The sequence below is a fragment of the Streptosporangium lutulentum genome, assembly GCF_030811455.1.
Taxonomy (GTDB): Bacteria; Actinomycetota; Actinomycetes; order Streptosporangiales; family Streptosporangiaceae; genus Streptosporangium; species Streptosporangium lutulentum.
This window is the reverse complement of the sequence record NZ_JAUSQU010000001.1, coordinates 866140-890864: the sequence shown is the minus strand read 5'-3', so window position 1 is coordinate 890864 and position 24725 is coordinate 866140. Positions and strand designations below refer to the sequence as shown.

Sequence of the window (24725 nt, the reverse complement as noted above, 5' to 3'; positions counted from 1 at the left end):
TGATGCTTCATGCCGCATGAGGGCTTCGCCGACGAGACCGTTCACCAGCGTGCTTGGGCCGGGCGACCCACCAGGAACGATCCCGACCGGCTCCGGCTGGCCTCCGTCGACGGGAGAACCGTCGACGGAGGGATCGCCGGTGACGAGACCGTCGACGACGAGACAGCCGGCGAGAAGACGGTTGACGGGAAGACGGCCGGCGAGACGCTCGTGGAGCGGGTCGCCGGAGAGGGCGTCGCGGGGCGGGCCGTCCTGGACGAGGCGGTCGCCGGTCAGGCCGTGGGCGAGCGGGCGACCGACGGGGAGGCCATCAGGACGGTCGCCGAGGGGATCGTCAAGGAGCTGCCACCGGAGTTGTTCATCGCGCACGGGACCAACGCCGAGATGCGCTGGGAGGCGGTGCGCGACGTCGGCTATCACGTGCCCAACGAGCGTTTTTTCGTGCGCAACCACACCTCGACCCCGATCATCGACGCGGCGACCTGGCGGCTGGAGCTGCACGGTTCCGGGCTGACCAACCCCCGGAGCTTCGGCTACGAGGAGTTGCTCGCGCTCCCCGCGGTGACGCGGGACGTCGCGATCGAGTGCGCGGGCAACGGCCGGAGCCTCTTCACCACCCAGCAGCGTCAGGAGATCTCCGGCACCCCGTGGAGGCTCGGCGGCATCGGGGTGGCCCGCTGGCGCGGGGTACCGCTGTCCACGGTGCTGGACCGGGCCGGGCTCACCCCGGACGCCGTCGATGTCATGCCGCGCGGGCTCGACCCCCACTACGTGTGCGACGGGGTCGACTACGGGCCGGTGCGCCGCCCGATCCCGGTGGCCAAGGCGCTCAAGGACGTCATCCTCGCGTACGAGATGAACGGCCGGCCTCTCCCCCCCGACCACGGCTACCCGGTACGGCTGGTCGTCCCCTCGTGGATCGGCCTGGCCTCGGTCAAGTGGGTGGGCGACATCGAGGTCTCCACCTCGCCGCTGGCCTCGCCCTGGAACACCGACTTCTACCGGATGTTCGGCGAGGACCACCCGCCCGAGGGCAGCGCGCCGCTGGCCCTCCAGACGGTCAAGAGCGCCTTCGAGCTGCCCTGGGACGCCGAGTTGCGGGCCGGGCACCCGTACGTGCTGCACGGGCGGTCGTGGTCGGGCAACGGCCGGATCGCCGGGGTGGAGGTGAGCGTCGACGGCGGGACGACCTGGCGGCAGGCCCGGCTTCGCGGCCCGCATGTGGTCCCGGCCTGGACCCGCTGGCACATCGGCTGGAACCCGCTCAAGACCGGTCCGCACATCCTGCTCGCCCGGGCCACCGACGAGACCGGCGCGGTCCAGCCGTCGCGAACCCCGCACAACGACTTCGGCTATCTCTTCGACGCCGTCGCGGGCCATCCCGTGACGGTCGTGAACGGTTGAACACAAACGGATGAAACGAAACGCCGTCGGTGTGGCGGCGCAGGGGTCACAACAATCACATGGCGAATTCGCACACAATTCTTACCGAGGGGAGACCATAAGAATTGCTTTCCCTGGGCGGCGACCATATCTGGTGATCAGGTAGGGCGTGTCACCGTAACCCCCTGCCTGACCGACGGGATTTATCTGAAAGACTCCCAAGGTCGCCCAGACGAAACGGGGTGGAAACGAGCCGAAGCGATGATGGCCACACCCGTTTCTTTCTTTTCCTGTTAGGAGGCTCAACGATGCGCCAACTGACCGCACTCGACGCGCAGTTCCTTCACGCCGAATCGGCCACCACCGCGGCCCATGTCGCCGGGGTGGCGATCCTCGATCCGGTCTGCGCTCCCACGGGTGCCGTCACGCGGGAAGCCCTGATCGGGCTGCTCCGCCAACGGCTGCATCTCGCCCCGGCACTGAGCCTGCGCCTCGCCGGTGTGCCGTTCGGCCTGGACCATCCGTACTGGACGGAGGTTCCCGATCTCGATGTCGCCGACCACGTCTACGAGGCGACCCTCCCGTTTCCGGGTGACGAGGCCCAGCTCGCCGAGGAGGTCGCCCTGATCCACGAACGGCACCTGGACCGTGGCCGCCCGCTCTGGGAGATGCATCTCATCCAGGGCCTGGCCGGCGGCCGGGTCGCCCTCTACGCCAAGGTCCACCACTGCGCCATCGACGGGGTGTCGGGCGCGGAGACCCTGGCCGCCCTGCTGGACCTCACCCCCGAACCACGTGTCGTCGAACCGCCGGAGCCCTCCCCCGCGACCAGCGCCCCGGACCTGGTCACCATGCTCGCCGGGGCCGTGACCCGGACGGTGACCCAGCCCGCCAGGGCGCTGCGCTCGCTGGGCCGCATGGTGGCCGATCTCGACGCGATCCCGGTGGCCGCGGCGCTGCCGGGCGCCCGGATGATGGCCGCCGCCACCCGGATGATCTCGGGTCAGGTCGCGGAGCTGCCGGAGCTGCCCTCGCTGTCCGCCCCTCGCACGCCGTTCAACGGCCCGATCGGCCCCGAACGGCGGTTCTCCTACGGGTCGATCCCGCTCGACGACGTCAAGCGGATCGCCAAGCTCTCCGGGAGCAGCGTCAACGACGTGGTCATGACGCTGTGCTCCTCGGCACTGCGTTCCTGGCTGCGCGAGCACGACGCGCTGCCCGACCAGCCGCTGATCGCCGCGGTCCCCGTCGCGGTCCGTACGGCGAGCGCCCTGGACATGGTCGGCAACCAGCTCTCCGTCATGATCACTCCGATGCCGACCGATCTGGCCTGCCCCCTGGACCGCCTGCGGGTCATGGGGCAGACGATGCGCACGGCCAAGCGGCGATTCGCCGGCTCCCCCGCCACCTGGCTGAGCGAGCTGTCCTCGGTGCTGCCCGCGGCCATCACCGCACGGGCGACCTCCGCGGTCTTCCGGCTGGCCTCGATCGTGCTGCCCCCGATCAATCTGATCATCTCGAACGTGCCGGGGCCGCAGCTCCCGCTGTACCTGTGCGGGGCCCGGGTGCTCGGCTACTACCCCATGTCGGTGCTGACCGACGTGAGCGGCGGGGTCAACATCACCTGTTTCTCCTACGACGGTTCGCTGGACTTCGGCATCCTCTCCTGCCCGGACCGGGTGAAGGACGTCTGGCGGCTGATGGACTACCTGCGGGACGCCATGGACGAGCTGATGGACCTGATCGAGCCGGCCGGGGCGGAGCCGATGGGACGGCAGGTGGGGCTGGTCCGGCCGGTGGGGGCGTCCGATCCTCGTCCGGTCATGGAGATGATCGCGGTCTGAGAGCCGGCCGGGCCCTCATCCCAGGGCGTGGGCGATCAGCTCGGCGACCGCGTCGGGGTCGATGTGGTGGCCGGTGAGCTGGCAGAGGTTCTCCTGGTAGAGCAGCACCGCGGCGAAGGTGACCGCCGCCACCTCCAGCCGGGCGGCGTCGCCGCGCGGGGTCGGCAACGCCAGTTCCAGCGCGAACCGGGCCCGCCGGATGATCTCACCGTTCAGGCGGCCGAGCCGGTCCCTGACCGAGCCGTGCGTGTCGGCCTCGCGGAAGAGGATGCGGCGCATCGCCGGAGAGGCGCTGAGCGGCAGGCGCCTGGCCAGGCGGGACAGGGTGCCCGCCGCGTCGCCGGGAACGGCCTCCACCTCCGGGGATTCCTCCACGAGCGTGCGCTCGTCGATCAGCGCCACCAGCACGTCGATCTTCTTGGGAAAGTAGTGGAAGACGAGCCCCTTGGGAACGTCGGCCAGCCGCGCGATCTCCGCGGTGGGGGTCGCCTCGTAACCACCCCCGGCGAACAGCTCTTCGGCCGCGTCGAGGATGCGCGTGCGCGTACCGGGATCCGAGGCGTCGCGCGTGCGCCTGGAGCGCGGTCTGAGGCTGCTCACGGCTTGACCATAGCCCCGGACGTGGCCGGGTTTCCATGACGCCGGGGAGAGAGCGTCGTACGCACGCCGTACGGGGGCCGGGTGCCGGCCGCCGCTGTCGCCCATGGCGCGAAACGGTGCCCCGACGGTCAACGGCGGTGCCGGGGAAACGGGTGATCGTCCGGGAAATAGAGTGATGTCATGAGTATTTCTGAGCTGAACCTCTTCCCGCTCTGCCTGGGCGGCAACGTATTCGGCTGGACCGCGGACCGCGACGCCTCCTTCGCCGTGCTGGACGCCTATGCCGAGGCGGGAGGCAACTTCATCGACACCGCCGACGCGTACACCCACATGGTGGACGGGAACATCGGCGGGGAGTCCGAGACGATCATCGGTGAGTGGATGGCCTCTCGTGGCAACCGCGACCAGATGGTGCTGGCGACCAAGGTGGGCTCGCTGCCCAGCCGTCCCGGGCTGTCGGCGGCCAACATCCGCGAGGCCGCCGAGGAGTCGCTGCGACGTCTGCAGACCGACCGCATCGACCTGTACTGGGCGCACTTCGACGACGCCGAGACCCCCCTGGCGGAGACCCTCGGCGCGTTCGACGCACTCGTCGAGGAGGGCAAGGTTCGCAACATCGGCGCCTCGAACTACAGCGCCGAGCGGTTGACGGAGGCGCTGTCGATCTCCGAGCGCGACGGCCTGGCGAGGTACGGCGTGCTCCAGCAGCACTACAACCTGCTGGAGCGGGACTACGAGGGCGCGCTGCGCCAGGCGGTCCTGGACGGCGGGCTGACCAGCACGCCGTACTTCGGCCTGGCCCGCGGGTTCCTGACCGGTAAGTACCGGCCGGGTGTCGAGGTGGACAGCCCCCGCGCGGGCAAGGCGTCGCAGTACCTGGAGACCGAGCGCGGTCCGCGCGTGCTCGACGCCCTGGGCAAGGTGGCCGCCAACCACGGCGTCGCCATGGCCACCATCGCGCTCGCCTGGCTGGCCGCGCAGCCCACGGTGGCCGCGCCGATCGCCAGCGCCCGCAACGTCGAGCAGCTCCAGCCGCTGCTCGCGGTCGCCGGTCTGGTCCTGTCCGAGGACGAGCTGGCCCTGCTGGACACCGCGTCCCGGTAAGGCGGAGCGGTCCGCGACGGAGCGGAGCACGACGAGGGGCCTGCCGCGGTCGACCGCGGCAGGCCCCTTCGCGGAGGAGCGGTGCACCGAGGTGGGCGACGGCCCTGCCCCGACCGGTTCAACGGGGGGCGGCCGCGGCGGGGAGGCGACCCCCGGAACCGGTGAGCCGGACGCCCCCGGCCGGTGCCGCGGGCGGACGGGCCTTCCCGCGGAAAAGATCATCGCCTGACGCGAGGGCATGGCGGGATGATTCCCGGCCCCTTACTAGATGACTGCGAACTTTACCCACCTTTGACGCAATTTGTGGTGATATGACATCTCACAACCCATTTGGTGGTAATTCGCTTGGTTCGCTGGGTCGGCTCGCTGCGATTATCGCCGCCACACCCCTTCTGTACAGCGCCGATCGCAGAAAGGTCCATGTCGTTGAGTATCACCGAGAAGCCCGAGGCTCCGACCGACGGCGTCAACCGCCTGCGCAAGGACGCCGTCGGGCTCGCAAGCGTCATCTTCATGGCAGTCGCCACCGCCGCCCCCATCACCGCGATGACCGGCAACGTCCCGATAGCCCTCGGTTTCGGCAACGGCCTGGGCGTCCCCGCCGGCTACCTGGTGGCGACCATCGTCCTCACCGTCTTCTCCGTGGGCTACGTGGCGATGGCCAAGCACATCACCTCCGCCGGCGCGTTCTACGGTTACATCTCCCACGGCCTCGGCCAGGTCGTCGGCATGGTGGCCGGACTCCTGGCGACCATGGCATACGTGATCTTCGAAGCCTCGATCATCGGCTTCTTCGCCTACTCGGCCAACGGCACCTTCAAGAGCCTGGCCGGGGTGGACATCCACTGGTTGTGGTTCGCCCTGTTCGGACTGGCCCTCAACGCGATCCTGACCTACTTCGACATCAACCTGACCGCCAAGGTCCTGGGCGTCTTCCTGGTCACCGAGATCCTCATGCTCGCCCTGACCGCCACCGTCACCCTGTTCCACGGCGGCGGGCCCGACGGTCTCATGGCCGGGACGCTCAACCCGGTCAGGGCGTTCCAGACCACCGGCCTGACGACCGGCGCCGTCGGCCTCGGGCTGTTCATGTGCTTCTGGTCCTGGGTCGGCTTCGAGTCGACCGCGATGTACGGCGAGGAGTCACGCGACCCCAAGAGGATCATCCCCAAGGCCACGCTGGTCTCCGTGGTCGGCATCGGCCTGTTCTACACCTTCGTCTCCTGGATGACGGTCGCCGCCAACGGAGTGAAGGCCCCTGAGGTCGCCGCCAAGGAGTTCGCCGGGGTCTTCTTCGATCCCACCGGGCAACTGGTCGGCGCCTGGGCCGTCGACCTTTTCAAGATCCTCATCCTGACCGGCTCGTTCGCCTGCTCGATGGCCTTCCACAACTGCGCCTCGCGCTACCTGTACGCCATCGGCCGCGAGGACCTCATTCCCGGCACCCGCAGGACCCTGGGCACCACCCACCCCAAGCACGGCTCCCCCCACATCGCCGGATTCGTCCAGACCGTGATCTCCGTGATCATCGTCCTCGCGTTCTTCTTCGCCGGGATGGACCCCTACCTGCACATCTACACCCTGCTCGCGGTGCTCGGCACGCTGGCGATCCTCATCGTCCAGACCCTCTGCTCCTTCTCCGTCATCGGATACTTCCACGCCAGGAAGAAGCACCCCGAGACCGCCTCCTGGTGGCGCACCCTGCTGGCCCCGCTCGTCGGCGGTCTGGCCATGATCTACGTCGTCTTCCTGCTCTTCCAGAACCAGGAGGCCGCCGCCGGCGAGGCCTCCAAGTCCGCGTTCTTCACGCTGATCCCCTGGATCGTGCTCTGCCTGGCCCTGCTGGGGGCCGGGCTCGCCCTCTACCTCAAAGCCACCAACCCCGCCAAATACGCGATCATCGGCCGGATCGTGCTCGAGGACACCGTGGAACGAGACTGAGCCTCCCCCCGGCGTACGGCCCTCCCGCGCGGGCGCTGGGAGGAACGTCATTCGACTTCATGGTGCCTCGGATGGCAACGCCCTCCCCGCGCGGGCGCGGGAGGAGACCGGCGCCCGCGCGGGGAGGGCCGTACGCGGAAGGGAGCGGCCGGCGGTACCGCCGGCCGCTCCCTCACGTCCTCCGGACGATCACAGCGGCTCGCGAACCGCGTGGTCGACCGGCCGTGCCTAGTGCTCGGCGGCCTTCTCGGCGCCGACGCCGGTGAGCGAGCGGACCTCCATCTCGGCGTACTTGGCCGCGTTGTACTCCTTGCTGAGCCGTGTGCCGATGTATCCGGCCAGGAAGCCCAGCGGGATCGAGACGATGCCCGGGTTGCTCAGCGGGAACCAGGCGAAGTTCGCGTCCGGGATCAGCGAGGTCGCGGTGCCCGACATGACCGGCGAGAAGATCACCAGGAACAGCGCCGAGCCGAGACCGCCGTAGATGGCCGAGACCGCGCCGACGGTGTTGAACCGCTTCCAGAACAGGCTGTAGAGGATCGCGGGCAGGTTGCCGGAGGCGGCCACCGCGAAGGCCAGGGCGACCAGGAAGGCCACGTTCTGTCCCTGCGCGAGGATGCCGAGCCCGATGGCGATCGCGCCGATGACAAAGGCGGAGATCCGGGCGACCAGGATCTCCTCCTTGTCGGTGACGTTCCCGCGCTTGAACACGTGGGCGTACATGTCGTGGGCGAAGGACGAGCTCGACGCCAGCGTCAGGCCCGCGACGACCGCCAGGATCGTGGCGAACGCCACCGCCGCGATGATGGCCAGCAGGATCGTGCCGCCCACATCTCCGAAGATGAGCCGGCCGACCTCCTCTGCGAGCATCGGTGCCGCGGTGTTGCCCGCCTTGTCCTGTGCCAGGATCTTCTCGCCGCCGACCAGCGCCGCCGCGCCGAAGCCGAGCACGAGGGTGAGCAGGTAGAAGGCGCCGATGATGCCGATGCCCCACAGGACCGACTTACGAGCTACCTTCGCGGTGGGAACGGTGTAGAAGCGGATCAGGATGTGCGGCAGGCCGGCGGTGCCGAGTACCAGCGCCAGGCCCAGGCTGATCAGGTCGATCTTGCCCGCGAGACCCTGCGCCTCGGTGCCGTACTTCAGGCCCGGGATGAGGAACTGGTCGGGCTTGCCGCTCTTCGCGGCGGCCTCGCCGAGCAGTGCCGAGAGGTTGAAGCCGTACTTGCCGAGCACCAGCAGCGTGATCAGGGTCGCGCCGCCCATGAGCAGCACGGCCTTGACGATCTGCACCCAGGTGGTGCCCTTCATGCCGCCGACGACCACGTAGACGATCATCAGCACGCCGACGCCGACGATCGTGAGCGCCTTGCCCGTCGGTGAGGTGACACCGAGCAGCAGACCGACCAGCGCGCCCGCGCCGACCATCTGCGCCAGCAGGTAGAAGATCGACACGGTGATCGTGGAGACGCCCGCCGCGGTGCGTACCGGGCGCGGGCTCATCCGGAAGGCCAGCACGTCGGCCATGGTGAACTTGCCGGAGTTACGCATCAGCTCGGCGACCAGGAGCAGCGCGATCAGCCAGGCGACCAGGAAGCCGATCGAGTACAGGAAGCCGTCGTATCCCGACAGGGCGATGATCCCGGCGATACCCAGGAAGCTCGCGGCCGACATGTAGTCGCCGCCGATGGCGAGGCCGTTCTGCGGACCGCTGAAGGACCGGCCACCGGCGTAGTAGTCGGTGGCGTCCTTGGTGTTGCGGCTCGCCCAGAAGGTGATGCCCAGCGTCACCGCGACGAACAGCAGGAACAGGATCGTGGAAAGTGTCTGGTGACTCATCAGATCTTCCCCTCGACTTCGTGGCGGATCTCGTCGGCCAGCGGGTCGAGTTTCTTCTCGGCGAACCGGGAGTAGGCCCAGGCGATCCAGAACGTCGACACGAACTGGAGCAGGCCGAGGAGCAGCGCCACGTTGATGTTGCCGAGCAACTTGATGGCCATGAAGTCACGCGCCCAGCCGGACAACACCACGTAGAGCAGATACCACAGGAAGAACGCGATGGTCATCGGGAAGGCCCAGGCCCGTAGACGCCGCCTCAGCTCCTGAAACTTCTCACTTGCTTGAACCTCTTCATATACCGATGAATCATGTTGCCTGGCGGTCACGAGACCTCCCACGAATGTGATCTGGATCACGGCAAACGTAGGAGGGGACGCTATCGGAGAGGAGTCCCTGGGGCGGACTGTTCGCCCAGCCGCCGCCGAGTCGCGGTCAGCTGAACATGGCCTGCGGTGAAAGGTCCGAATCGCGCGATGAGCGGTCCCCCAACAGGGACGCGCACTGGCATATCCGCTCTATTTCGCCAGAGCTAGTTGATCATGTCAAGAGGACCGCGGCCGCCAGTCGCCGCGGTCGAGATCGAGGATCTCGGGGGTGTGCAGGCGCACCATCGTGCGGGCCACGCCCGCCGGGATACGGGCCGGGGTGAGAAGCGAGACCACGACCATGACGGCGAAGGCGATCGGCACCGTCCAGGCGGCGGGCTGAGCCAGCAGGGCGCCGAGCAGCCCCGTGTGAGGCCCTCCGACGATCGTCATCATGACCGCGCAGCAGGCCAGCCCGCCACCGGCGAGCAGCCCGGCCATGGCCCCCGTGGAGGTCAGCCGCCGCCACCAGATGCCCAGCACCAGCAACGGGCAGAAGGAGGAGGCGGCCACCGCGAAGGCCAGGCCCACCACGTCGGCGACGGGCAGCGAGCGGGCCAGGGCGGCCAGGCCCAGGGGCACGATCACGGCCAGGACCGCCGCCGCCCTGAACGAGCGCACCCCTCCCTTGAGGATGTCCTGCCCGATGACCCCCGCGACCGAGACCGTGAGCCCGGAGGAGGTGGACAGGAACGCCGCGAACGCCCCCGCCGTCACCAGCGCCGTCAGCAGGTCGCCGAGCATCCCGCCGACCAGCCGGCCGGGCAGCGTGAGCACCACCGTGTCGCTGCCCGCCAGCTCCGGCAGGTAGATCCGGCCCAGCGCGCCGTAGATGGCGGGCAGCAGGTAGAAGGCGCCGAGCAGCGACAGGACCACCAGCGTCGTACGGCGGGCGGCCCGGCCGTCGGGGTTGGTGTAGAAGCGGACCAGCACGTGCGGCAACCCCATGGTGCCCAGGAACGTCGCCAGGATCAGCGAGTAGGTCGAGTAGAGGCTGTACTCCTTGCCGCTGGCCAGCGGCAGGGCCCAGGTGGTCGTGTCGTGCGCGCTCAGCCCCGGCGCCCCGTCGGCCTGCCAGGCCAGCAGCAGGAACACCACCGGGACGGCCAGCGCGGTGAGCTTCAGCCAGTACTGGAAGGCCTGCACGAACGTGATCGACCGCATGCCGCCGGACATCACGTTCACCGCGACCACGGCCGCCACCAGCAGCCCCCCGGCCCACTCGGGAGCGCCGGTGATCGCCTGCAGCACCAGGCCCGCGCTCTGGAACTGCGGCATCAGATACAGCCAGCCGATCAGCACGACCAGCACGCCCGCCAGCCGGCGCACGGCCATCGACTCCAGCCGCGCCTCGGCGAAGTCGGGCAGCGTGTAGGCGCCCGAGCGGCGCAGCGGCGCCGAGACGAGGACGAGCAGCACCAGGTAGCCGCCGGTCCAGCCGACCGGCAGCCAGAGCATGTCGGCGCCGTAGGTGAGGATCAGGCCCGCGATGCCCAGGAAGCTCGCGGCCGACAGATATTCGCCGCCGATGGCGGAGGCGTTCCACAGCGGGGAGACCGTCCGGGAGGCGACGTAGAAGTCGGAGGTGGTCCGCGACAGCCGGATGCCGAACCCGCCGATGAGCACCGCGGCCAGCGCCACCAGCACCACCGCCGTCACTCCGTACGCGGTGCTCACCGGGCCCGGTCCACCAGGTCGGCGAAGTGGCGTTCGTTCCGTTCCGCCTGACGGACGTAGAGCCAGGCACCGATCACGAACGCCGGGTAGATCAGACCGGCGAGCACCGCCCACGGCAGCGGAATGCCGGCCAGCTGGACCTCGCGCAGCCTCGGCACGAGCAGGAACAGCAACGGCAGGCCGCAGACCACGCAGCCGAGCACCGTGCAGACGAACAGCGCCAGCCGGAACTGGGTGCGGACCAGCGAGCGCATGTAGACCTCGCCCAGGTGGGTCTGCTCGTCGATCTCGCGGGTCACCGGGTAACGGGGGTGGCGGGCCGCCATGGTTCGGGGGCTGGTCACCACCTCGCGGCGCGGCCGATCCGGCTCCTTGCGCGTCCCGGAGTCCCTGCGCACCCCGAACTCCCTGCGCGGCCGATCGGACTCCTTGCGCGATCGGTCGGACTCCTTGCGCGGCCGTTCCACCGCCCAGGTGAGCCTGTCGGCTATCCGCCGCCGCGGCTCCGCCCCGTCGCGCTGCCCGGCTTCCTCGCTCATACGTCCATCCGGCTCGTCACGTCCATCCGGCTCATGCGGAACGGCCCTTGCGGGCCCGGCGGACCAGCAGGTCGCGCAGTTCGCGGGTGTGGCGGCGGCTGACCGGGATCTCGGTCTCGCCGATGCGGACCACGCAGCGGCCCGAGTCGATGTGCAGCTCGTCGATGTGCTTGACCGCGACCAGGTGGCTGCGGTGCACCCGGACGAACCCGGCCGAGGACCAGCGCTCCTCCAGCGTGGCCAGCGAGATGCGCACCAGGTGGCTGCCGCCCGCGGTGTGCAGACGGGCGTAGTCGCCCTGCGCCTCGACGTAGCGGACCTCGGTGCTGACCACGAACCGGGTGACGCCGCCGAGCTCGACCGGGATGGTGTCGGGGTCGGTACGGCCCGCGACGTCGCTCTCCGGATACTCCGACGAGACGCACACCCGCCGGATGGCCTCGGCCAGCCGCTCCGGCCGGACGGGCTTGAGCAGGTAGTCCTCGGCCTTGAGCTCGAAGGCGTCCACCGCGTGCTCCTCGTAGGCGGTCACGAAGACCACCCGGGGCGGATTGGCGAACTGCGACAGCAGCCTGCCGAGCACCACCCCGTCCAGGCCGCGCATCCGGATGTCGAGGAAGACCGCGTCGATCGGGCGCCCGTCGGCGATCGCCCGATCCAGGACGCGCAACGCCGCGGCCCCGTCCCTGGCCAGGGAGACCTCACCGATGCGGGGGTCGTCCCGCAGCAGGTAGGCCAGGTCCTCCAGCGCGGGGAGCTCGTCATCCACCGCAAGGACGCGCAGGCCGGTCACGGTTGTTCCTCCAGGGCGTTCACATTGGAATTTCTAGAGGGTGATGAGTAGGGGCATCGCGTGTCAACTGTCCAGATTCGCCAAGGGTGTCCTGGACACACCGCAGGCGTCAAGGCGGAAGCGGGCCACCCGAGTCCCCGAGAACTCGAAGATCCTGAAGCAGCTCCGCGATCACGAGGCCGTTCGAGCGGAAAACTCCCTCGTGGCCCCCTTCGCACCGCATCAGTCATATTTAGCGGGACGAACGGTATGGCGCAACGTCAGCGGGCGGAGACGCCGGGATGGTACTTCGGCAGGCGGACGCTGACCTTCGTGCCCGCGCCCTTACCGGTCTCGGCCACCAGGCCGTACTCGTCTCCGTACACCTGACGGAGTCGCTCGTCCACGTTGACCAGCCCCACTCCCCCGGCCCCCGAACGCTCGTCGGCGTCGCCGGCCAGGATCCTGCGCAGGCGCTCCGGCTCCATGCCGACGCCGTCGTCCTCCACGCTGATCCTGCACTCGGCGCCGGCGTCCTCGGCGATGATCGAGATACGGCCGACGCCGAGCTTGCTCTCCAGCCCGTGCTGGACCGCGTTCTCCACCAGCGGCTGCAGGCACAGGAACGGCACCGCGACCGCGAGCACCTCGGGAGCGATGCGCAACGTCACCTGGAGCTGGTCACCGAAGCGGGCACGCTCCAGGGTGAGGTAGCGGTCGATGGAGCGCAGTTCCTCGGCCAGCGTGGTGAACTCTCCGTGCCGCCGGAAGGAGTAGCGGGTGAAGTCGGCGAACTCCAGCAGCAGCTCGCGCGAGCGGTTGGGATCCGAGCGGACGAAGCTGGCGATGGTCGTCAGCGAGTTGTAGATGAAGTGCGGGGAGATCTGCGCCCGCAGAGCCCGGACCTCGGCCTCCATCAGCCGCGTCCTGGATCGATCCAGCTCGGCCAGCTCCAGCTGCGAGTCGACCCAGTTCGCCACCTCGTGGGTGGCCCTGACCAGACCGGCCGAGGCGTGCCCGCCGTAGGCCGCGAGCGAGCCGACCACCCGGCCGTCGGTGATGAGCGGCACCACGACGGCGAACCTGATCGGGCACTCGGGGAGCTCGCACGATACGACCTCGGGGCCCAGGACCCGGGTGCGTCCACCTGCGAGGGTCTTGGCGGCGTGCGCGAACGCCTCGCGGGCGTGATGCTCTCCCTCCCCGTCGTAGACCAGAAGCCGCTCCTCGTCGGTGATCGCCAGCGCCGGGGAGCCGAGCAACTCGCGCAGGTGCCGGGACGCCTTCTGGGTACCGGCCTCGGTCAGCCCGGCCCGCAGCGGCGGCGCGGCGAGGGAGGCGGTGTGCAGCGTCTCGAACGTGGCGCGCTCAGCCGGGCTGCTGCCCAGTTCGCGCCGACCACGCAGCACACGCCACAGCACCAGGGCCGGAACACCGACCAGGGCGGCGATCAGCAGCACCGCGACGACTGGTTCCACGCCCGGACCCTATCTGTCCGGGTTCGCCGGTGCCTATCAGATCACTCACCGTTCTCTGGTCAAATTCGTACGAGCTCCTCGGGCCGCTCACCGCCCCCTGCCCAGGTTCGCCGAGCGCCCCCAGACCCCTGCCCAGGTTCGCCGAGCGCCCCCAGACCCCTGCCCCGGCCCGAGAGGACTCCTCAGACCGTTCACCCCTCTGCCCAGATCCGTGAGGACTCCTCAGACCGTTCACCGTGCGGTTGGCGACCGGTCCACCGTCTCGGGGATGGCACGGACCTCCGCTTCCAACTCCTCGACGATCCGCTGGACGAGCGTCCGGAGCCGGTTGCGTCGCCCGGCCAACTCCGCGGTGAATGCCCGCGCCGTCGGCCCCACCCAGACCGCTTTCCCGGTGAACGAGGCATGGGCGGGATCCAGCGCCGCCTCCAGTCGCGCCGCATGCGCCCGCACCTGCGTCAGCGCCCGCCGCAGTTCTTCCCGCCGGGGATTGCCGACGGTTCCGTCCGGTCCGGAAACCATCCGTCCGCCTTCCGTCTCGGTGTTCTTCCGGTATGGCCTGCGCGCTTCCCTGGAGATTATGAGATCGTGCGCTCAGTCGGCCAGTGCTTCGAAGGAGATTCGATGCCCTACTTCACCCGCAGGTTTCCCATAAGGCTTGGTATGGCGCTCCTGCTGACCGCTTTGACCCTGGCCGCCTGCGGCGAAAAGGAACCCACCGCCGCCGAAGCGGGCGCGACTCTCAAAGCACATATTCTCAAGCTTCTCGAAGAAGTGAACGCCCAGAATATCAAGATCATCGACCCTGGCGGAAAAGACGTCCCCTGCGGGGAGGGCAAAGCCAAACGAACCTTCGCCGCCACGGGCCAGGACAGCGCGCCTGAACGTAAGGCGAGTGGCCTCAATGACATTATGATCAGCGCATCGAAGCGTGTGGCCGACTATGATCTTGTCAGCATCGGAAACCCAGACGACATCAATGACCCCATGACGATGGCCGACACACTGTCCAGAACATCTCTGGTGTTACAGTCCTCATTCGATGGCCAATATGCAGTGCGCGGCGAAACCGAGTGTCTCAGTCGGTTGTGAGTTTTCCCTTGTAGAGATTAGTGCGCAAGAAACCGTGGCTTTTGCGACCATCAAAGCGGTCTGCAAGCACGATGCTCAGTTCCCCAAAACCAAGCTTGTCATGGCTACCCATTCCGTTAGCAATAAACCACTGATTCAAAATTTCCACACCCGCATCACCCTGTTCGACAATCTTATCGAAAGAGCGCAGATCACCGTTCGCGTCAGCGATAACCGCGCCACTTGGAGGCACTCTAGGAGTGAAACCCTGTTTCGCGAGGAGTTGGGCAACCGCATACTGGCGGCCCAGTGTTTCCGTGCCGTCAAGTTCGAGCAGTTTGGCCACTTTCTCCTCCGACTCAGGACCGTAGGTATCGTAGGCAGATTTTCCCGTGGAAATCGCCGTCCAGGTGCGAGCATAGATGGACATGGGCGGGAAAAGGCCACCGACACCCATGAGAGCACCGATCAGAAAGTTCTCCGCGTCCTTGGCACTCTTCACTGCCTCGTCTTGGGGTTTGAGCACTCGTACTGCGGCGGCCAATTCGAATCCACGTACATTTCCAAGCATCGTGAACAGATCATCCAGGGCAGTGACATCATTGGTGTCTCTAACCTGGCGGGAGGCCTCCGGAAGCAGCCGCCCGGCCAGCCGACCCATGCCGTCCTGGAACGGCATCCGGGTTTCATCGGTTCCAGCGAAGGTGGTCAGAAAACGAAAGGTGTCCTCAGGGCTGAGCCGAAACGCGCCGCGCAGGCCTGTGACAATGGTCGGCTCGAAGAAGCCGGGTGTGGGATACAGGCCGCTGTCCTCGGTCATGTCGACGGCCCCTATGTCCGCGCCCAAAGTGATCTCCGGAGCGTACGAGCCGGCTATCTCCGACAAGTGGAGACGGGTGGCGTCACCCAGCTTCAGGTCGTCCACCGTGGTCATCACCGTGTAGGCGAAGAACACCGCCTCCCGGCTGTGCTTACCCTGTTCCTCGTCATAGGCGCCGGACGCCGCCGCCAGCAACCGTCCGAACCCTGCCGCGGTTTCCTCGGTTCCCCCGCTGCGTTCGTTGAGCGACTCGAGAAATCTCGCCAGTTTCGGCCCGGAGTCCCATGACTGTGGAAGGCCGGACAGCAGCCCGAAAGGCAGCTTGGCGGAGGCGGGAGTCGGACCGATGCCGGCGGCCGAACCGATCGCCAACCGGGCCGCCGCGGGGTTCTTCCCGAGAAGGTTGAGTATCGTGGCCAGGTTCTTACCCTGTACCCGGCTTCCGTCCGCCAGTATCGGTGCCGCCATTCCCGCCAGCCACTCGGTCGGGTAGGCGCCGGGACGCAGCAGGTCGACGACCCCGTCCAGGTCGTTCTCCTCAGTCTCCTGCATCGCCCGCATGATCCCAGCGAACCCCGCGACCTTCGCCCCGCCCCTGAGTGCCGTGGCGAACGCCGTACGAGCGACGTCGACCGAGTTTTCCGCTTCGGCGAGACGGCGCAGCTCGGTGGTGAGCGTGCGCGTGCCCGTCGGACCGAGGGCGGCGAAGAAGGCCGCGGTGAAGTTCGAGTCGTGCTGGTGGGCCTTCAACTCGCCGACGAGCGCGGCCATCCGGTCGGAGGCGTACGGGCCGAGGAGGGAGAACTCGTCGAGGTCGATGTCCGCGAAGCGTTCGCCCAGATCCGAGCCCTGCTTCTGGGCCTCCGCCGGGGCGAGCAGGACGCTCTCCCGATAACCGGTCAGCCCGCCTCCGAGCAGTACGGCGGGCGCGGACGTGATGGTCTCCACCCGCTGCCGGAGTCGCGGAAGCTGTTCCTCGGTCCAGCCGCCGATCTCCCTGACCGGTGCGAGGCCGGCCGCGGGCAGATCCACCGCGGCGAGCTCCCGGCGGATCGCCTCGGTGTGCTCGGCGATCACCTGCCCGGCCCGTTCCAGGTCGGCGATGAAGTCCCGCATGAGCACGGGATCGATCCCGTTGAACTCCGGTGCGAGCGGTCCGGTCCCCGGCGCCACCGCGGGCGTGTCTCCCACGTCCCACCACCTCCGGCAATCATCATGACCGGACGTGACTCCCCGCCGCCATCCCGACGGCTCAACCGATGTCGAGCGCTCCGTGGATACGGCGAGCATAGGAATCGGCTTCGGTGGAGTCGTCGTATTTTGTCCGAGGCCAGAAGAAACCACGCAGGCCGTCCTTGCGGTTGCGGGGAACGACGTGAACGTGAAGGTGCGGGACGCTCTGACTGATCCGGTTGTTCATCGCGACAAACGTGCCGCCCACCTCCAGGCCCTGCTCGACGGCGGCGGCGACGGCCTGGACCCGCTCGAAGAACGGGCCGACCATCGGCGCCGTGAGGTCCGAGAGCGTCTCGACGTGAACCAGAGGGGCCACGAGGACATGCCCCTTGAAAACCGGTCGCGTGTCCAGGAAGGCCACACCCACGTCGTCGGAGAACACGATGTGGGCCGGATTCTCACCGGCCGCGATGGCGCAGAACACACACTCTCCATCTGGCATCACGCCAGGATAGGAGACGGCGGGCGCCCGGCACCGCGTCAGGACGGAGGCGGCGGGCGCCTGACGGTGCGCATCGGATCACCATCCGACCTTGGCGGCGCCTGATATGAGGGATCTGGCGATGACCATCCGCTGGATGTCGTTGGTACCCTCGCCGATGGCCATCAGGGGGGCGTCACGGTAGAGGCGTTCGACGACGAACTCCTGTGAGTAGCCGTAGCCGCCGTGGATCCGCATGGCCTCCAGGGTGGCGCGCAGCGCGACCTCCGACGCGAAGTACTTGGCCATCGCGGCCTCGGAGTTCACCGCGCCCGTCTCCGAGCGGGTCGCCGCCCAGTAGGTGAGCAGCCGGGCCGCCTGGATATCGGTGGCCATGTCGGCGAGCTTGAGCTGAATGGCCTGGAAATCGGCGATCGGCTGACCGAAGGCGTGACGCTCACGCGAGTAGTTCAGCGCGGCGTCGTACGCGCACTGGGAGACGCCGACCGCGCGGGCGGCGATGTTGATCCGGCCCAGTTCCATGGCCGACAGCGCCTGCTGCATGCCCCGGCCCTCGACCTCGCCGAGCAGCTGGGACACCGGAACGCGGACGTCCTGCAGCACGATCTCGCAGGTCTCGGTGCCCTTGTAGCCGAGTTTGGGCAGGTCACGGCTGACCGTGTAGCCCGGGGTTCCGGCCTCGACCAGGATCAAGGACATGCCGCGGTGCGCGGGTTCGGCGACGGAGGTCTTGACCAGGACCGGCATCGGGTCCGCGTGGCGGGCGTTGGTGATCCACGTCTTGGTGCCGTTGATCACGTAGTGGTCGCCGTCGCGGACCGCCCGGGTCTGGATGCCCTGCAGGTCGGTGCCCGCCGCGGGCTCGGTCAGCGCGATGCCGGTACGGCGGGCACCGGTGGCCAGGTCGGGCAGGTAGGTGCCCTTCTGCTTCTCGGTGCCGTATTTGGCGATCATCCAGGAGGCCAGCGAGTGCGAGCCGAGCACTCCGGCCACTCCCATCCAGCCGCGCGCGATCTCCTCGAAGACCAGGGCGAACGAGACCCGGTCCAGGTCCAGGCCTCCGTACTCCTCGGGAATCGTCAGCCCGAACAGTCCCATCTCCTTGAACCGCTCGACGATCTCGGTGGGGTAGCGGCCGGTCCTCTCCCACTCCGGGGCGACCGGCATGATCTCCTTGTCGACGAACTCCCGCAGGGTCCGGCGGAACAGCTGCTGTTCTTCGTTCAGTTCGAAATCCATCAGGGCGTCCTCATGTCGTCATCGGGCCCGTCTTGGCCTGAGGGAAGTAGTTCTTGTCGTGGGGGGCGTCACGGCGGTAGACCATCACCGAGCGGCGCCAGGACATGACCTCGTCACCGTCCTGGTTGAGGCCCCGGGTCCGGCAGGTGACGATCCCGGCGTAGGGCCGTGACTTGGACTCCCGCTTGTCCAGCACGATCGACTCGGCGTACAGGGTGTCGCCCAGAAACACCGGGTGGGTCAGTTTGATCTCGTCCCAGCCGAGGTTCATCATCGCGTTCTGGCTGACGTCGATGACCGAGATGCCCAGCACGATCGCCACGCTCAGCCCGGAGTTGACGATGATCTTCCCGACCGGCGCGCGTTCGGCGAAGTGGGCGTTGAAGTGGTTCTGGTTGGTGTTCATGGTCAGGAGGGTGAACCAGGTGTTGTCGGCCTCACTGATCGTGCGCCCGAGCGGGTGCCGATAGACGTCGCCGACGACAAAATCCTCGTAGTACCGGCCGAGACCGGGTTCGTGAACGGTCACGTTTCCCCCTGATCGATGAGGCCTTGACGCTAGCCATCCGGCGTTTTGCCGGTCAATGGCCCACTTGATCTTTCCTTCCCAAATGCTGACATATACACCCAAAAGCCTAGGATCCGGTCAGTGATGGCCGGAAGACCGCTTCCTGAAGGCGGTCCAGCTGGTCTCGTTGGGCTCCGACCACTCCTGGGGGGCGTGGGCGAACGCGGGGGCCTGGGCGGCGACGTGTTCGCGGAGACGGTCGGGGACCTCGTCCCAGCCGCCGAGTTTGGCGCCCCGGCAGTGGTAGACCAGCGCCCCCGGCCGAGCGCCCAGTTCCATCCAGGGCAGCCACGGCGATACCCGGGTCCAGGAGAGCGCGCACGGCACCGAACCGGCCTCGGACGCCAGTTCGGCCGCCGGAGCGAAGAACTGGAACAGCTCCATCGCCCGATAGATGTCCCCGGCCGAATGATCGGGGAACTCCGCGGCCGGAAGCGGGGACGGGTACGCCAGCAGCACGTCCACGTTGAACACGACCTGGTCCCCGATCTGAACCCGGGGGGCACGGAAGGGACCGAAACGTCCCTGTTCCTGCCAGCGCTGGTTGGCCGGGTCGTTCCAGACGTGCATGACCTCGACCGACCGGCCGGTGAGCGGGTTGTCCCAGGTCTGGAGGATCTCGCGGGTGCGGGGGTCGAGGTAGGCGGCGGCCTCACGGGTCAGCAGCTCGTAGCCGCCCGGCACGGCGCGAGCCCGCCCGACGTTGACGCCCTCGAAGCCGAACAGGTGCCGCGGCCCGTCGTCGGGCTGCCAGCCGTACACGTCGCCCGTCCACCAGACCACGGTCTCGGTCCCGTCCGCACAGGCCCGGACCCGGATGAGGTCGCGCAGGTCGTCAGCCGGGCCACCGGTGGGATAACCGATCATTTCTACCGTCCTGTTCGCATGGGTCGGGAAGATCGCAAGCGGCGCGAGCCGTCACGGACGGCCAACCCGATCGTTCCACGCCCGGGTGGCGGGCGGCTCGCCGCTGGACGGCCTCCACGCCGTGCCCCACGACCCCGAGAGCGACCCTCTCCATCCTGCGAAGACTCCTCGGTCCCGGGATTCACACGGGGCGGACCGTTCGCCTCCGGCTCGGCGACTAGCATTCACGCTGATCGACGTTCCGAGATACCGAGGAGAAGCCCGGTGAACCTGGTCCCCTACGACGAATGGCGTGCCGGCGCCCCCGATCCCGCCTTCAGCGAGTGGCTGCGGTCGGGGACCGAACCCGAGTGGACCGCGGTGGTCGGCCATCCGTTCGCCGCGTCGATCACTCGGGGCGACGTCGCCGACGACGACATGCGCCGGTACCTGATCCAGGACTTCCAGTTCGTGGACTCCTTCACCGCCCTGCTCGGCGCGGCGGTGGCCAGTGCCGACAGCTTCGAGTCACGGGTGCCGTTCGGCCGGTTCCTGGGCGAGACCGCCACGACGGAGGAGAAAACCTACTTCCACCGCGCGCTCGCCGCCCTCGGCGCCGTCCCCGCCGACCTGGCCTCACCCGACCTGGAACCGGTGACGGCCGACTTCCGCGCCCTGATGGACGAGGCCAGGACCAGCCTGGACTACCCGGCCATCCTCGCGGTGCTGTGCGTGGCGGAGTGGAGCTATCTCGGCTGGGCGAGCCGCGCCGAGGAGCCCCTGCCGGAGAGCTTCGTCCACCGCGAGTGGATCGACCTTCACGAGGGCCCGGTGTTCCGTGCCTGGGTGGCGTTCCTGTGCGGCGAACTCGACCGCCTGGGCCCCGAACTCGACGAGGAAGGGCGGCTGCGCGTGTTCGACGTCTTCCGCCGCGCCGTGCGGCTGGAGCTGCGCTTCTTCGACATGGCCGCCGGCTCCTGACGCCTCCCGCCCGTTCACCGGCGGGTGCGACTCAGGCCCGCTGCGCGACAGGGGGCGCGGGACGGTGAACGCCTCCGGAACCGGCCTGTGCGGCGTGGAGCCCCTCCGCCGGAGCGTGGAGGCGGATCTGGACGCCGTCCCGGCATGGGGCGGCCTTGACCGCCACCTCGATGTCGGTCAAGAGGTCGCCCCGATGGCCGGGTCCGTAGGGGCATGCTCACGTGGGAGGTCCGGGCGGGCGGAGAGGAGGGGGTCCGCCACCCACCCGGAAACGGTCAGATTACCCCGGCGGACCTGAGTTTGGCTCACTTACCGGCCATGGACAACGCTCGAACGCCGCCCTCACCGATGAGGACGGCGTTCGGCCGCCCCCGGGAAGCGGGGGCGGCCCTGGCCGAAACCGCGTTACTTCTTCTTGCCGCGCCTCAGAACCCGGAAGACGATCAGGGCGAGCGCCGCCACTGCCGCGATGGTCGCGACGGGACGCTTGCTCGCCTCGGCGCCGACCTTCCCCGCCGCGTCCTTGATCTCGACGGGGGTCACCTCCTTGACCCGGCCCACCATCTCGGGGGCCGCCTCCTTCATCCGGTGCACCATCTCGGGGGCCGCCTCCTTGACCCGGTGCACCATCTCGGGGGCCGCCTCCTTGACCCGGTCCACCATCTCGGGAGCCGCCTCCTTGACCCTGCCCACCATCTCGGTGGCGGTGTCGGCGGTGGCCGCCCCCATCCGGCGCAGGTCGTCGCCCATATGGGCGGCGGTCTCCTGAACGCGGCCTTTCACATCGGTCTTGTGCACCAGAGCCTCCACGGTGTCGCCCAGCTCGCGCCGGGCATTCTCGATATCCCGTCGTACGGATTCCTTGTTCGTCTTCCCGGTGCCCGGCTCCCCCGCGTCTCCCGGGTCTCCCGCGTTCGGAGCGCCGGTGACCGCGTTCTCGGCCTGCCGGGGGGTGCCGTCGCGCTCGGCCGCCGGGACACCGAGGTCCTCGGTCGGCCTTCCGTCCGACTTGGTCTGCGGAACGTTGAGCGAGCCGCTCTCATCCGGTGCCAGGGCCTCGCCGATCTCCTGCCTGCGGGCCCCGGTGGTTCCGGCGTCCGTGGGCCTCCGATCAGGCCGTTCCGGGTCGGTCTCAGTCATCGATGTGCCCTCTCCCTCACCGCGTCGATGTCGTGCTTGACGCTCGCGATGGTCCGTTCGGGGGTCGGAGGAGCGGCCTCGGACACCCGTCGCTTGCCGAAGAATCCGAGGATCGCGGCCAGAACCAGCAACACCACGCCCACGACGACCGCGGCCACCCACGCGGGCATGACCTGGGCGAGAAGCAGGATCACCGCGGCGACCAGGGAACCGCCTCCGAACAGGGCCACGACTCCCGCCCCGCCGAACAACCCCGCACCGATGCCCGCGTTCCTGCCTTTCTCCGTGAGTTCCAGTTTGGCCAGTTGGAGCTCGTCCCGAACAAGACGCGAGACCTGCTCGGACATCTGCCGGATCAGCTCGGCCGTCGGCAGCGACTCTTTGGGATCGTTGGACATTGGCGTTCCTCCTCCCTCACAAGAAGGCGCCTACCCGCTCTCGCCAAGGCAAACCTCTGCTCGGTGACGAGGGTCACAGGCGGTGGTCCGCGCCGCGAACCCACTTCTCGCGGGCGTGCCCGCCGAGCAGGGCGGATCTGTCCCGCCGCGTTTTCACCGGCGGCTCCGAGGCGCCGGACGGCTCACGCGCTTCTCGGGCCGGAGTACGTCATGATCGCTCATGCGCTTCTCGGGCCGGAGTACGTCATGATCATAGGTAGTCGCGCGTGTCCGAGTGGCGGAAAAGTAGAGATACGCGTGAGGATAGGACTCTTGCCCTACTTCAGGGCGCGATGGGCACGATCAGAAGGGCGGCGCGCTAGAGATGGCACAGATCGTCGGCGGCGGAAGCCCGGTCAACGACGCCGAGCGACGGGTCATCGCACATCTGCGTGACAACGCCCCGGACGACTGGCTGCTGCTGCACAACATCGAGGTGCCACGCGGCGACGACAGCTTCGAGGTCGATGTGATCGTTTTGACCGGTCATTCACTCTGCGTCATCGACGTCAAGGGTACACGCGGCCGGATCGAGGTGGCCGGGACACGCTGGTTCCCCTCCCGGCGGGACGCGTTCGGGTCCCCGGTGGCCAAGCTCCGTGGCAACGGGCGGGCGCTCAAGGGCCTGCTCATGCAGGAACGCCGCGAGCTGGAGCGGGTCTACGTCGACAGCGTCGTCGTGCTGACCGGCCTCGACGCGGAGCTGGTCGATCCGGCCGGCCGTGACTCGCGGCACGTCACCGACCTGCCCCACCTGATCGGCATGCTGAGCGACGTCTCCCGGGTCAGGCGCGGCTACACCTCGGACACCAAACCGTACGGAACCGCGATCATCGAGGCGCTGAACGGCAGCGTGCGCCGGTCCACCACGCCGCCGCGGTTCGGCAACTGGGAGGTGGAGGAGCAACTCGGCGGGGACAACCGCGTCACCGAGTACCGCGCGATCAACGCGACGCTCCCGGAGAGCGAGACGGTCCTGCTGCGCGTCTACCGCGCCGACCCGCTGGCCCAGGAGGGACCGCGCGCCGCCGAGCGGCGGCTGATCGCCAACTCCTACCAGTCCCTCACCAGGATTCCCCCGCACCCGTGCGTGGTGCGTTCCCGTGACTTCTTCGCGATCGACGACGAGAGCCGGTTCGTCCTGGTCCTCGACGACGTGCACGGCCAGGCGCTGCACCTGCACCTCACCGCCCCCCAGCGGACGCTCTCCACCACGGCCAGGCTCGATGTGGTGGAGGACGTGCTGCTGGGCCTGGCCCACGTCCACGCCAACAACGTGATTCACCGGGCGCTCAGCCCCGCCTGCGTCCTCGTGACCGAGGGCGGCCGGGCGATGCTGACCGGATTCGACTACGCCAAGCCGGGCCCTCGCGTGCACACCGTGGCCAACGAGCTGCCCAACGTCCTCGACACCCACTACGCGGCCCCCGAATGCCAGGCCATGCCCGAGCGGATGACCGCCGCGTCCGACGTGTACGCGGCCGGGGTGATCGCCTTCCAGCTGCTGACCGGCCGGCTTCCCTCGGGCGCCGACGCCGGACCCGTCGACGCCGGCGGCGCGTCCGCGGAGGTCATGGACCTGCTGAGGCGCATGCGCGACCCTCTGCCGGCCAAGCGCCCCGGTGCCGCCGAGGCCCTCGACGATCTACGGCGGGCCCGGAAGCGGCCCGCGCCGGACTTCCGCGCGCCGGAGGGTCACGTACGGGCGACCGGCGACTCCGCACCCGGTGGCCTGACCCCCGGCGACTCCGCACCCGGTGGCCTGACCCCCGGCGGCTCCGCGTCCGGCGGTCTGACCCCCGACGCCTCCGGCGGCCTGATCTCCGACGGCCGCACGATCAGTGGTTCCGCACCCGGCGACCGGACCGTCAACGGCCCCGCGCGGAACGGCCGCACCCCCGGCAGGCCCGTACCCGACGGCCACGCGATCAACGCCCCCGTGCACGACGGTCACATGATCGACGGCCATACGGTCAACGGCCCCGTGCACGACGGCCGCGCGCCGGACGTCCGCGCGGGCGGCGAGGTGCAGGAGCGGGGGCCGGTGCTCTTCGAGAGGCTCAGGGAAAGATTCCGCCGACTGTCCGGCAGATAACTGCAAAAGGGGACCGGCCGTAATCACCGGCGAGCAGGGCCGGGGGCCGTGCTCGCCGGGAACGGGCTGGACGCCCGGCTGCCGTCCTCTGACCGAGGATCGTGCTCGCCGGGAAGGTGGGGCTAGTGGTGCGTCCGGCCCGCACGAAAGCGATTCATGAACTGGCGTAACTTCTGCTGGTTACGCGGGTCTTTGGCCATCGATTTGGCCTTCTCGACATTTCTGCGCCCCTGCGGGGTGCTCATGTAATGCCGAATTTTATCGATAAGGGATGCCATGGTGTCCTCCATTTTCGTCGGAAGGAACAG

23 protein-coding genes and 1 pseudogene are annotated in these 24725 nt (G+C 68.6%); 8 read left to right on the top strand and 16 right to left on the bottom strand.

Translation table 11 applies throughout. The features are described from left to right. Positions 1 to 9 precede the first annotated feature (9 nt). Positions 10 to 1404, top strand: coding sequence for a sulfite oxidase (locus tag J2853_RS03790; protein ID WP_307554992.1), 1395 nt, complete (start codon positions 10 to 12; stop codon positions 1402 to 1404). 287 nt (positions 1405 to 1691) lie between these two features. Continuing rightward, positions 1692 to 3227 (top strand): WS/DGAT/MGAT family O-acyltransferase, encoded by a 1536-nt coding sequence (locus J2853_RS03785; protein WP_307554990.1) that lies wholly within the window; start codon positions 1692 to 1694, stop codon positions 3225 to 3227. Between the two features lie 15 nt (positions 3228 to 3242). Here the strand turns inward: J2853_RS03785 and J2853_RS03780 are convergent, their stop codons facing one another. Beyond that, positions 3243 to 3827, bottom strand: a complete 585-nt coding sequence (locus J2853_RS03780) for a TetR/AcrR family transcriptional regulator (RefSeq protein WP_307554988.1) — start codon at positions 3825 to 3827, stop codon at positions 3243 to 3245. Between the two features lie 180 nt (positions 3828 to 4007). Here J2853_RS03780 and J2853_RS03775 point away from each other — a divergent pair, with 180 nt between their 5' ends. Both J2853_RS03775 and J2853_RS03770 read left to right on the top strand, forming a co-directional pair. After that, a complete protein-coding gene (locus J2853_RS03775; RefSeq protein WP_307554987.1) occupies positions 4008 to 4931 on the top strand; it encodes an aldo/keto reductase in 924 nt (307 codons plus the stop codon). A gap of 426 nt (positions 4932 to 5357) precedes the next feature. Next, positions 5358 to 6872, top strand: coding sequence for an APC family permease (locus J2853_RS03770; RefSeq protein ID WP_307554985.1), 1515 nt, complete (start codon positions 5358 to 5360; stop codon positions 6870 to 6872). 228 nt (positions 6873 to 7100) lie between these two features. On the opposite strand, the gene J2853_RS03765 is transcribed toward J2853_RS03770, so the two are convergent. The 7 genes from J2853_RS03765 to J2853_RS03735 form a co-directional block, all read right to left on the bottom strand. Further along, positions 7101 to 8711, bottom strand: a complete 1611-nt coding sequence (locus J2853_RS03765) for a monocarboxylic acid transporter (RefSeq protein WP_307554983.1) — start codon at positions 8709 to 8711, stop codon at positions 7101 to 7103. Next, positions 8711 to 9037, bottom strand: a complete 327-nt coding sequence (locus tag J2853_RS03760) for a DUF485 domain-containing protein (protein ID WP_307554981.1) — start codon at positions 9035 to 9037, stop codon at positions 8711 to 8713. Before J2853_RS03760 ends, J2853_RS03765 begins: the two co-directional genes overlap by 1 nt. A 216-nt stretch (positions 9038 to 9253) precedes the next feature. Further along, entirely contained in the window at positions 9254 to 10753 is a 1500-nt protein-coding gene (locus J2853_RS03755) for a sodium/solute symporter (RefSeq protein ID WP_307554979.1), read from the bottom strand. Continuing rightward, a complete protein-coding gene (locus J2853_RS03750; protein ID WP_307554977.1) occupies positions 10750 to 11292 on the bottom strand; it encodes a hypothetical protein in 543 nt (180 codons plus the stop codon). Before J2853_RS03750 ends, J2853_RS03755 begins: the two co-directional genes overlap by 4 nt. A gap of 31 nt (positions 11293 to 11323) precedes the next feature. Further along, positions 11324 to 12085: a LytR/AlgR family response regulator transcription factor gene (locus J2853_RS03745; RefSeq protein WP_307554975.1), complete on the bottom strand. Its 762-nt coding sequence runs from the start codon at positions 12083 to 12085 to the stop codon at positions 11324 to 11326. Between the two features lie 260 nt (positions 12086 to 12345). Continuing rightward, positions 12346 to 13542 carry a sensor histidine kinase gene (locus J2853_RS03740; protein ID WP_307554973.1) on the bottom strand — a complete coding sequence of 399 codons (1197 nt, stop codon included), beginning with the start codon at positions 13540 to 13542 and terminating at the stop codon, positions 12346 to 12348. A 231-nt stretch (positions 13543 to 13773) separates the two neighbouring features. Continuing rightward, complete coding sequence (locus J2853_RS03735) at positions 13774 to 14064, bottom strand: hypothetical protein (protein ID WP_307554971.1); 291 nt, start codon at positions 14062 to 14064, stop codon at positions 13774 to 13776. 102 nt (positions 14065 to 14166) lie between these two features. Here J2853_RS03735 and J2853_RS03730 point away from each other — a divergent pair, with 102 nt between their 5' ends. Beyond that, complete coding sequence (locus tag J2853_RS03730) at positions 14167 to 14634, top strand: hypothetical protein (RefSeq protein WP_307554969.1); 468 nt, start codon at positions 14167 to 14169, stop codon at positions 14632 to 14634. On the opposite strand, the gene J2853_RS03725 is transcribed toward J2853_RS03730, so the two are convergent. From J2853_RS03725 to J2853_RS03705, 5 genes are all read right to left on the bottom strand, one after another. Next, a complete protein-coding gene (locus tag J2853_RS03725; protein WP_307554967.1) occupies positions 14621 to 16624 on the bottom strand; it encodes a hypothetical protein in 2004 nt (667 codons plus the stop codon). The two genes, J2853_RS03730 and J2853_RS03725, sit on opposite strands and share 14 nt — an antisense overlap. A gap of 61 nt (positions 16625 to 16685) precedes the next feature. Then, positions 16686 to 17111, bottom strand: coding sequence for an HIT family protein (locus tag J2853_RS03720; RefSeq protein WP_307554965.1), 426 nt, complete (start codon positions 17109 to 17111; stop codon positions 16686 to 16688). Between the two features lie 78 nt (positions 17112 to 17189). Continuing rightward, entirely contained in the window at positions 17190 to 18350 is a 1161-nt protein-coding gene (locus tag J2853_RS03715; protein WP_307554963.1) for an acyl-CoA dehydrogenase family protein, read from the bottom strand. 10 nt (positions 18351 to 18360) lie between these two features. Then, a complete protein-coding gene (locus tag J2853_RS03710; RefSeq protein ID WP_307554961.1) occupies positions 18361 to 18879 on the bottom strand; it encodes a MaoC family dehydratase in 519 nt (172 codons plus the stop codon). A 117-nt stretch (positions 18880 to 18996) separates the two neighbouring features. Beyond that, entirely contained in the window at positions 18997 to 19785 is a 789-nt protein-coding gene (locus J2853_RS03705) for a DUF1838 family protein (protein WP_307554960.1), read from the bottom strand. A 264-nt stretch (positions 19786 to 20049) separates the two neighbouring features. On the opposite strand from J2853_RS03705, the gene J2853_RS03700 reads away from it, so the two are divergent. Next, a complete protein-coding gene (locus J2853_RS03700) occupies positions 20050 to 20745 on the top strand; it encodes a TenA family protein (protein WP_307554959.1) in 696 nt (231 codons plus the stop codon). A gap of 31 nt (positions 20746 to 20776) precedes the next feature. On the opposite strand, the gene J2853_RS03695 is transcribed toward J2853_RS03700, so the two are convergent. Beyond that, positions 20777 to 20926, bottom strand: coding sequence for a hypothetical protein (locus tag J2853_RS03695; RefSeq protein ID WP_307554957.1), 150 nt, complete (start codon positions 20924 to 20926; stop codon positions 20777 to 20779). A gap of 288 nt (positions 20927 to 21214) precedes the next feature. Here J2853_RS03695 and J2853_RS47760 point away from each other — a divergent pair, with 288 nt between their 5' ends. Then, a complete protein-coding gene (locus tag J2853_RS47760) occupies positions 21215 to 21514 on the top strand; it encodes a pentapeptide repeat-containing protein (protein ID WP_370879511.1) in 300 nt (99 codons plus the stop codon). On the opposite strand, the pseudogene J2853_RS47755 reads toward J2853_RS47760, so the two are convergent. Then, a pseudogene (locus J2853_RS47755) lies at positions 21505 to 21885 on the bottom strand (DUF3618 domain-containing protein); the annotation flags it as partial. The gene J2853_RS47760 and the pseudogene J2853_RS47755 overlap by 10 nt on opposite strands. Next, entirely contained in the window at positions 21882 to 22283 is a 402-nt protein-coding gene (locus J2853_RS03685) for a phage holin family protein (protein WP_307554954.1), read from the bottom strand. The gene J2853_RS03685 and the pseudogene J2853_RS47755, both read right to left, overlap by 4 nt. A 364-nt stretch (positions 22284 to 22647) precedes the next feature. Between J2853_RS03685 and mads6 the strand changes: the two genes are divergently transcribed. Further along, complete coding sequence (gene mads6, locus J2853_RS03680) at positions 22648 to 24417, top strand: methylation-associated defense system protein kinase MAD6 (RefSeq protein WP_307554952.1); 1770 nt, start codon at positions 22648 to 22650, stop codon at positions 24415 to 24417. Positions 24418 to 24725 lie beyond the last annotated feature (308 nt).

Bases quoted from the DNA above. Each gene is read 5' to 3' on its own strand.
- J2853_RS03790 (WP_307554992.1), top strand. From the start codon at position 10: ATGCCGCATGAGGGCTTCGCCGACGAGACCGTTCACCAGCGTGCTTGG.
- J2853_RS03785 (WP_307554990.1), top strand. From the start codon at position 1,692: ATGCGCCAACTGACCGCACTCGACGCGCAGTTCCTTCACGCCGAATCG.
- J2853_RS03775 (WP_307554987.1), top strand. From the start codon at position 4,008: ATGAGTATTTCTGAGCTGAACCTCTTCCCGCTCTGCCTGGGCGGCAAC.
- J2853_RS03765 (WP_307554983.1), bottom strand. From the start codon at position 8,711: ATGAGTCACCAGACACTTTCCACGATCCTGTTCCTGCTGTTCGTCGCG.
- J2853_RS03750 (WP_307554977.1), bottom strand. From the start codon at position 11,292: ATGAGCGAGGAAGCCGGGCAGCGCGACGGGGCGGAGCCGCGGCGGCGG.
- J2853_RS03735 (WP_307554971.1), bottom strand. From the start codon at position 14,064: ATGGTTTCCGGACCGGACGGAACCGTCGGCAATCCCCGGCGGGAAGAA.
- J2853_RS03730 (WP_307554969.1), top strand. From the start codon at position 14,167: ATGCCCTACTTCACCCGCAGGTTTCCCATAAGGCTTGGTATGGCGCTC.
- J2853_RS03720 (WP_307554965.1), bottom strand. From the start codon at position 17,111: ATGCCAGATGGAGAGTGTGTGTTCTGCGCCATCGCGGCCGGTGAGAAT.
- J2853_RS03715 (WP_307554963.1), bottom strand. From the start codon at position 18,350: ATGGATTTCGAACTGAACGAAGAACAGCAGCTGTTCCGCCGGACCCTG.
- J2853_RS03705 (WP_307554960.1), bottom strand. From the start codon at position 19,785: ATGATCGGTTATCCCACCGGTGGCCCGGCTGACGACCTGCGCGACCTC.
- J2853_RS47760 (WP_370879511.1), top strand. From the start codon at position 21,215: ATGGTCGCGACGGGACGCTTGCTCGCCTCGGCGCCGACCTTCCCCGCC.
- J2853_RS03685 (WP_307554954.1), bottom strand. From the start codon at position 22,283: ATGTCCAACGATCCCAAAGAGTCGCTGCCGACGGCCGAGCTGATCCGG.
- mads6 (WP_307554952.1), top strand. From the start codon at position 22,648: ATGGCACAGATCGTCGGCGGCGGAAGCCCGGTCAACGACGCCGAGCGA.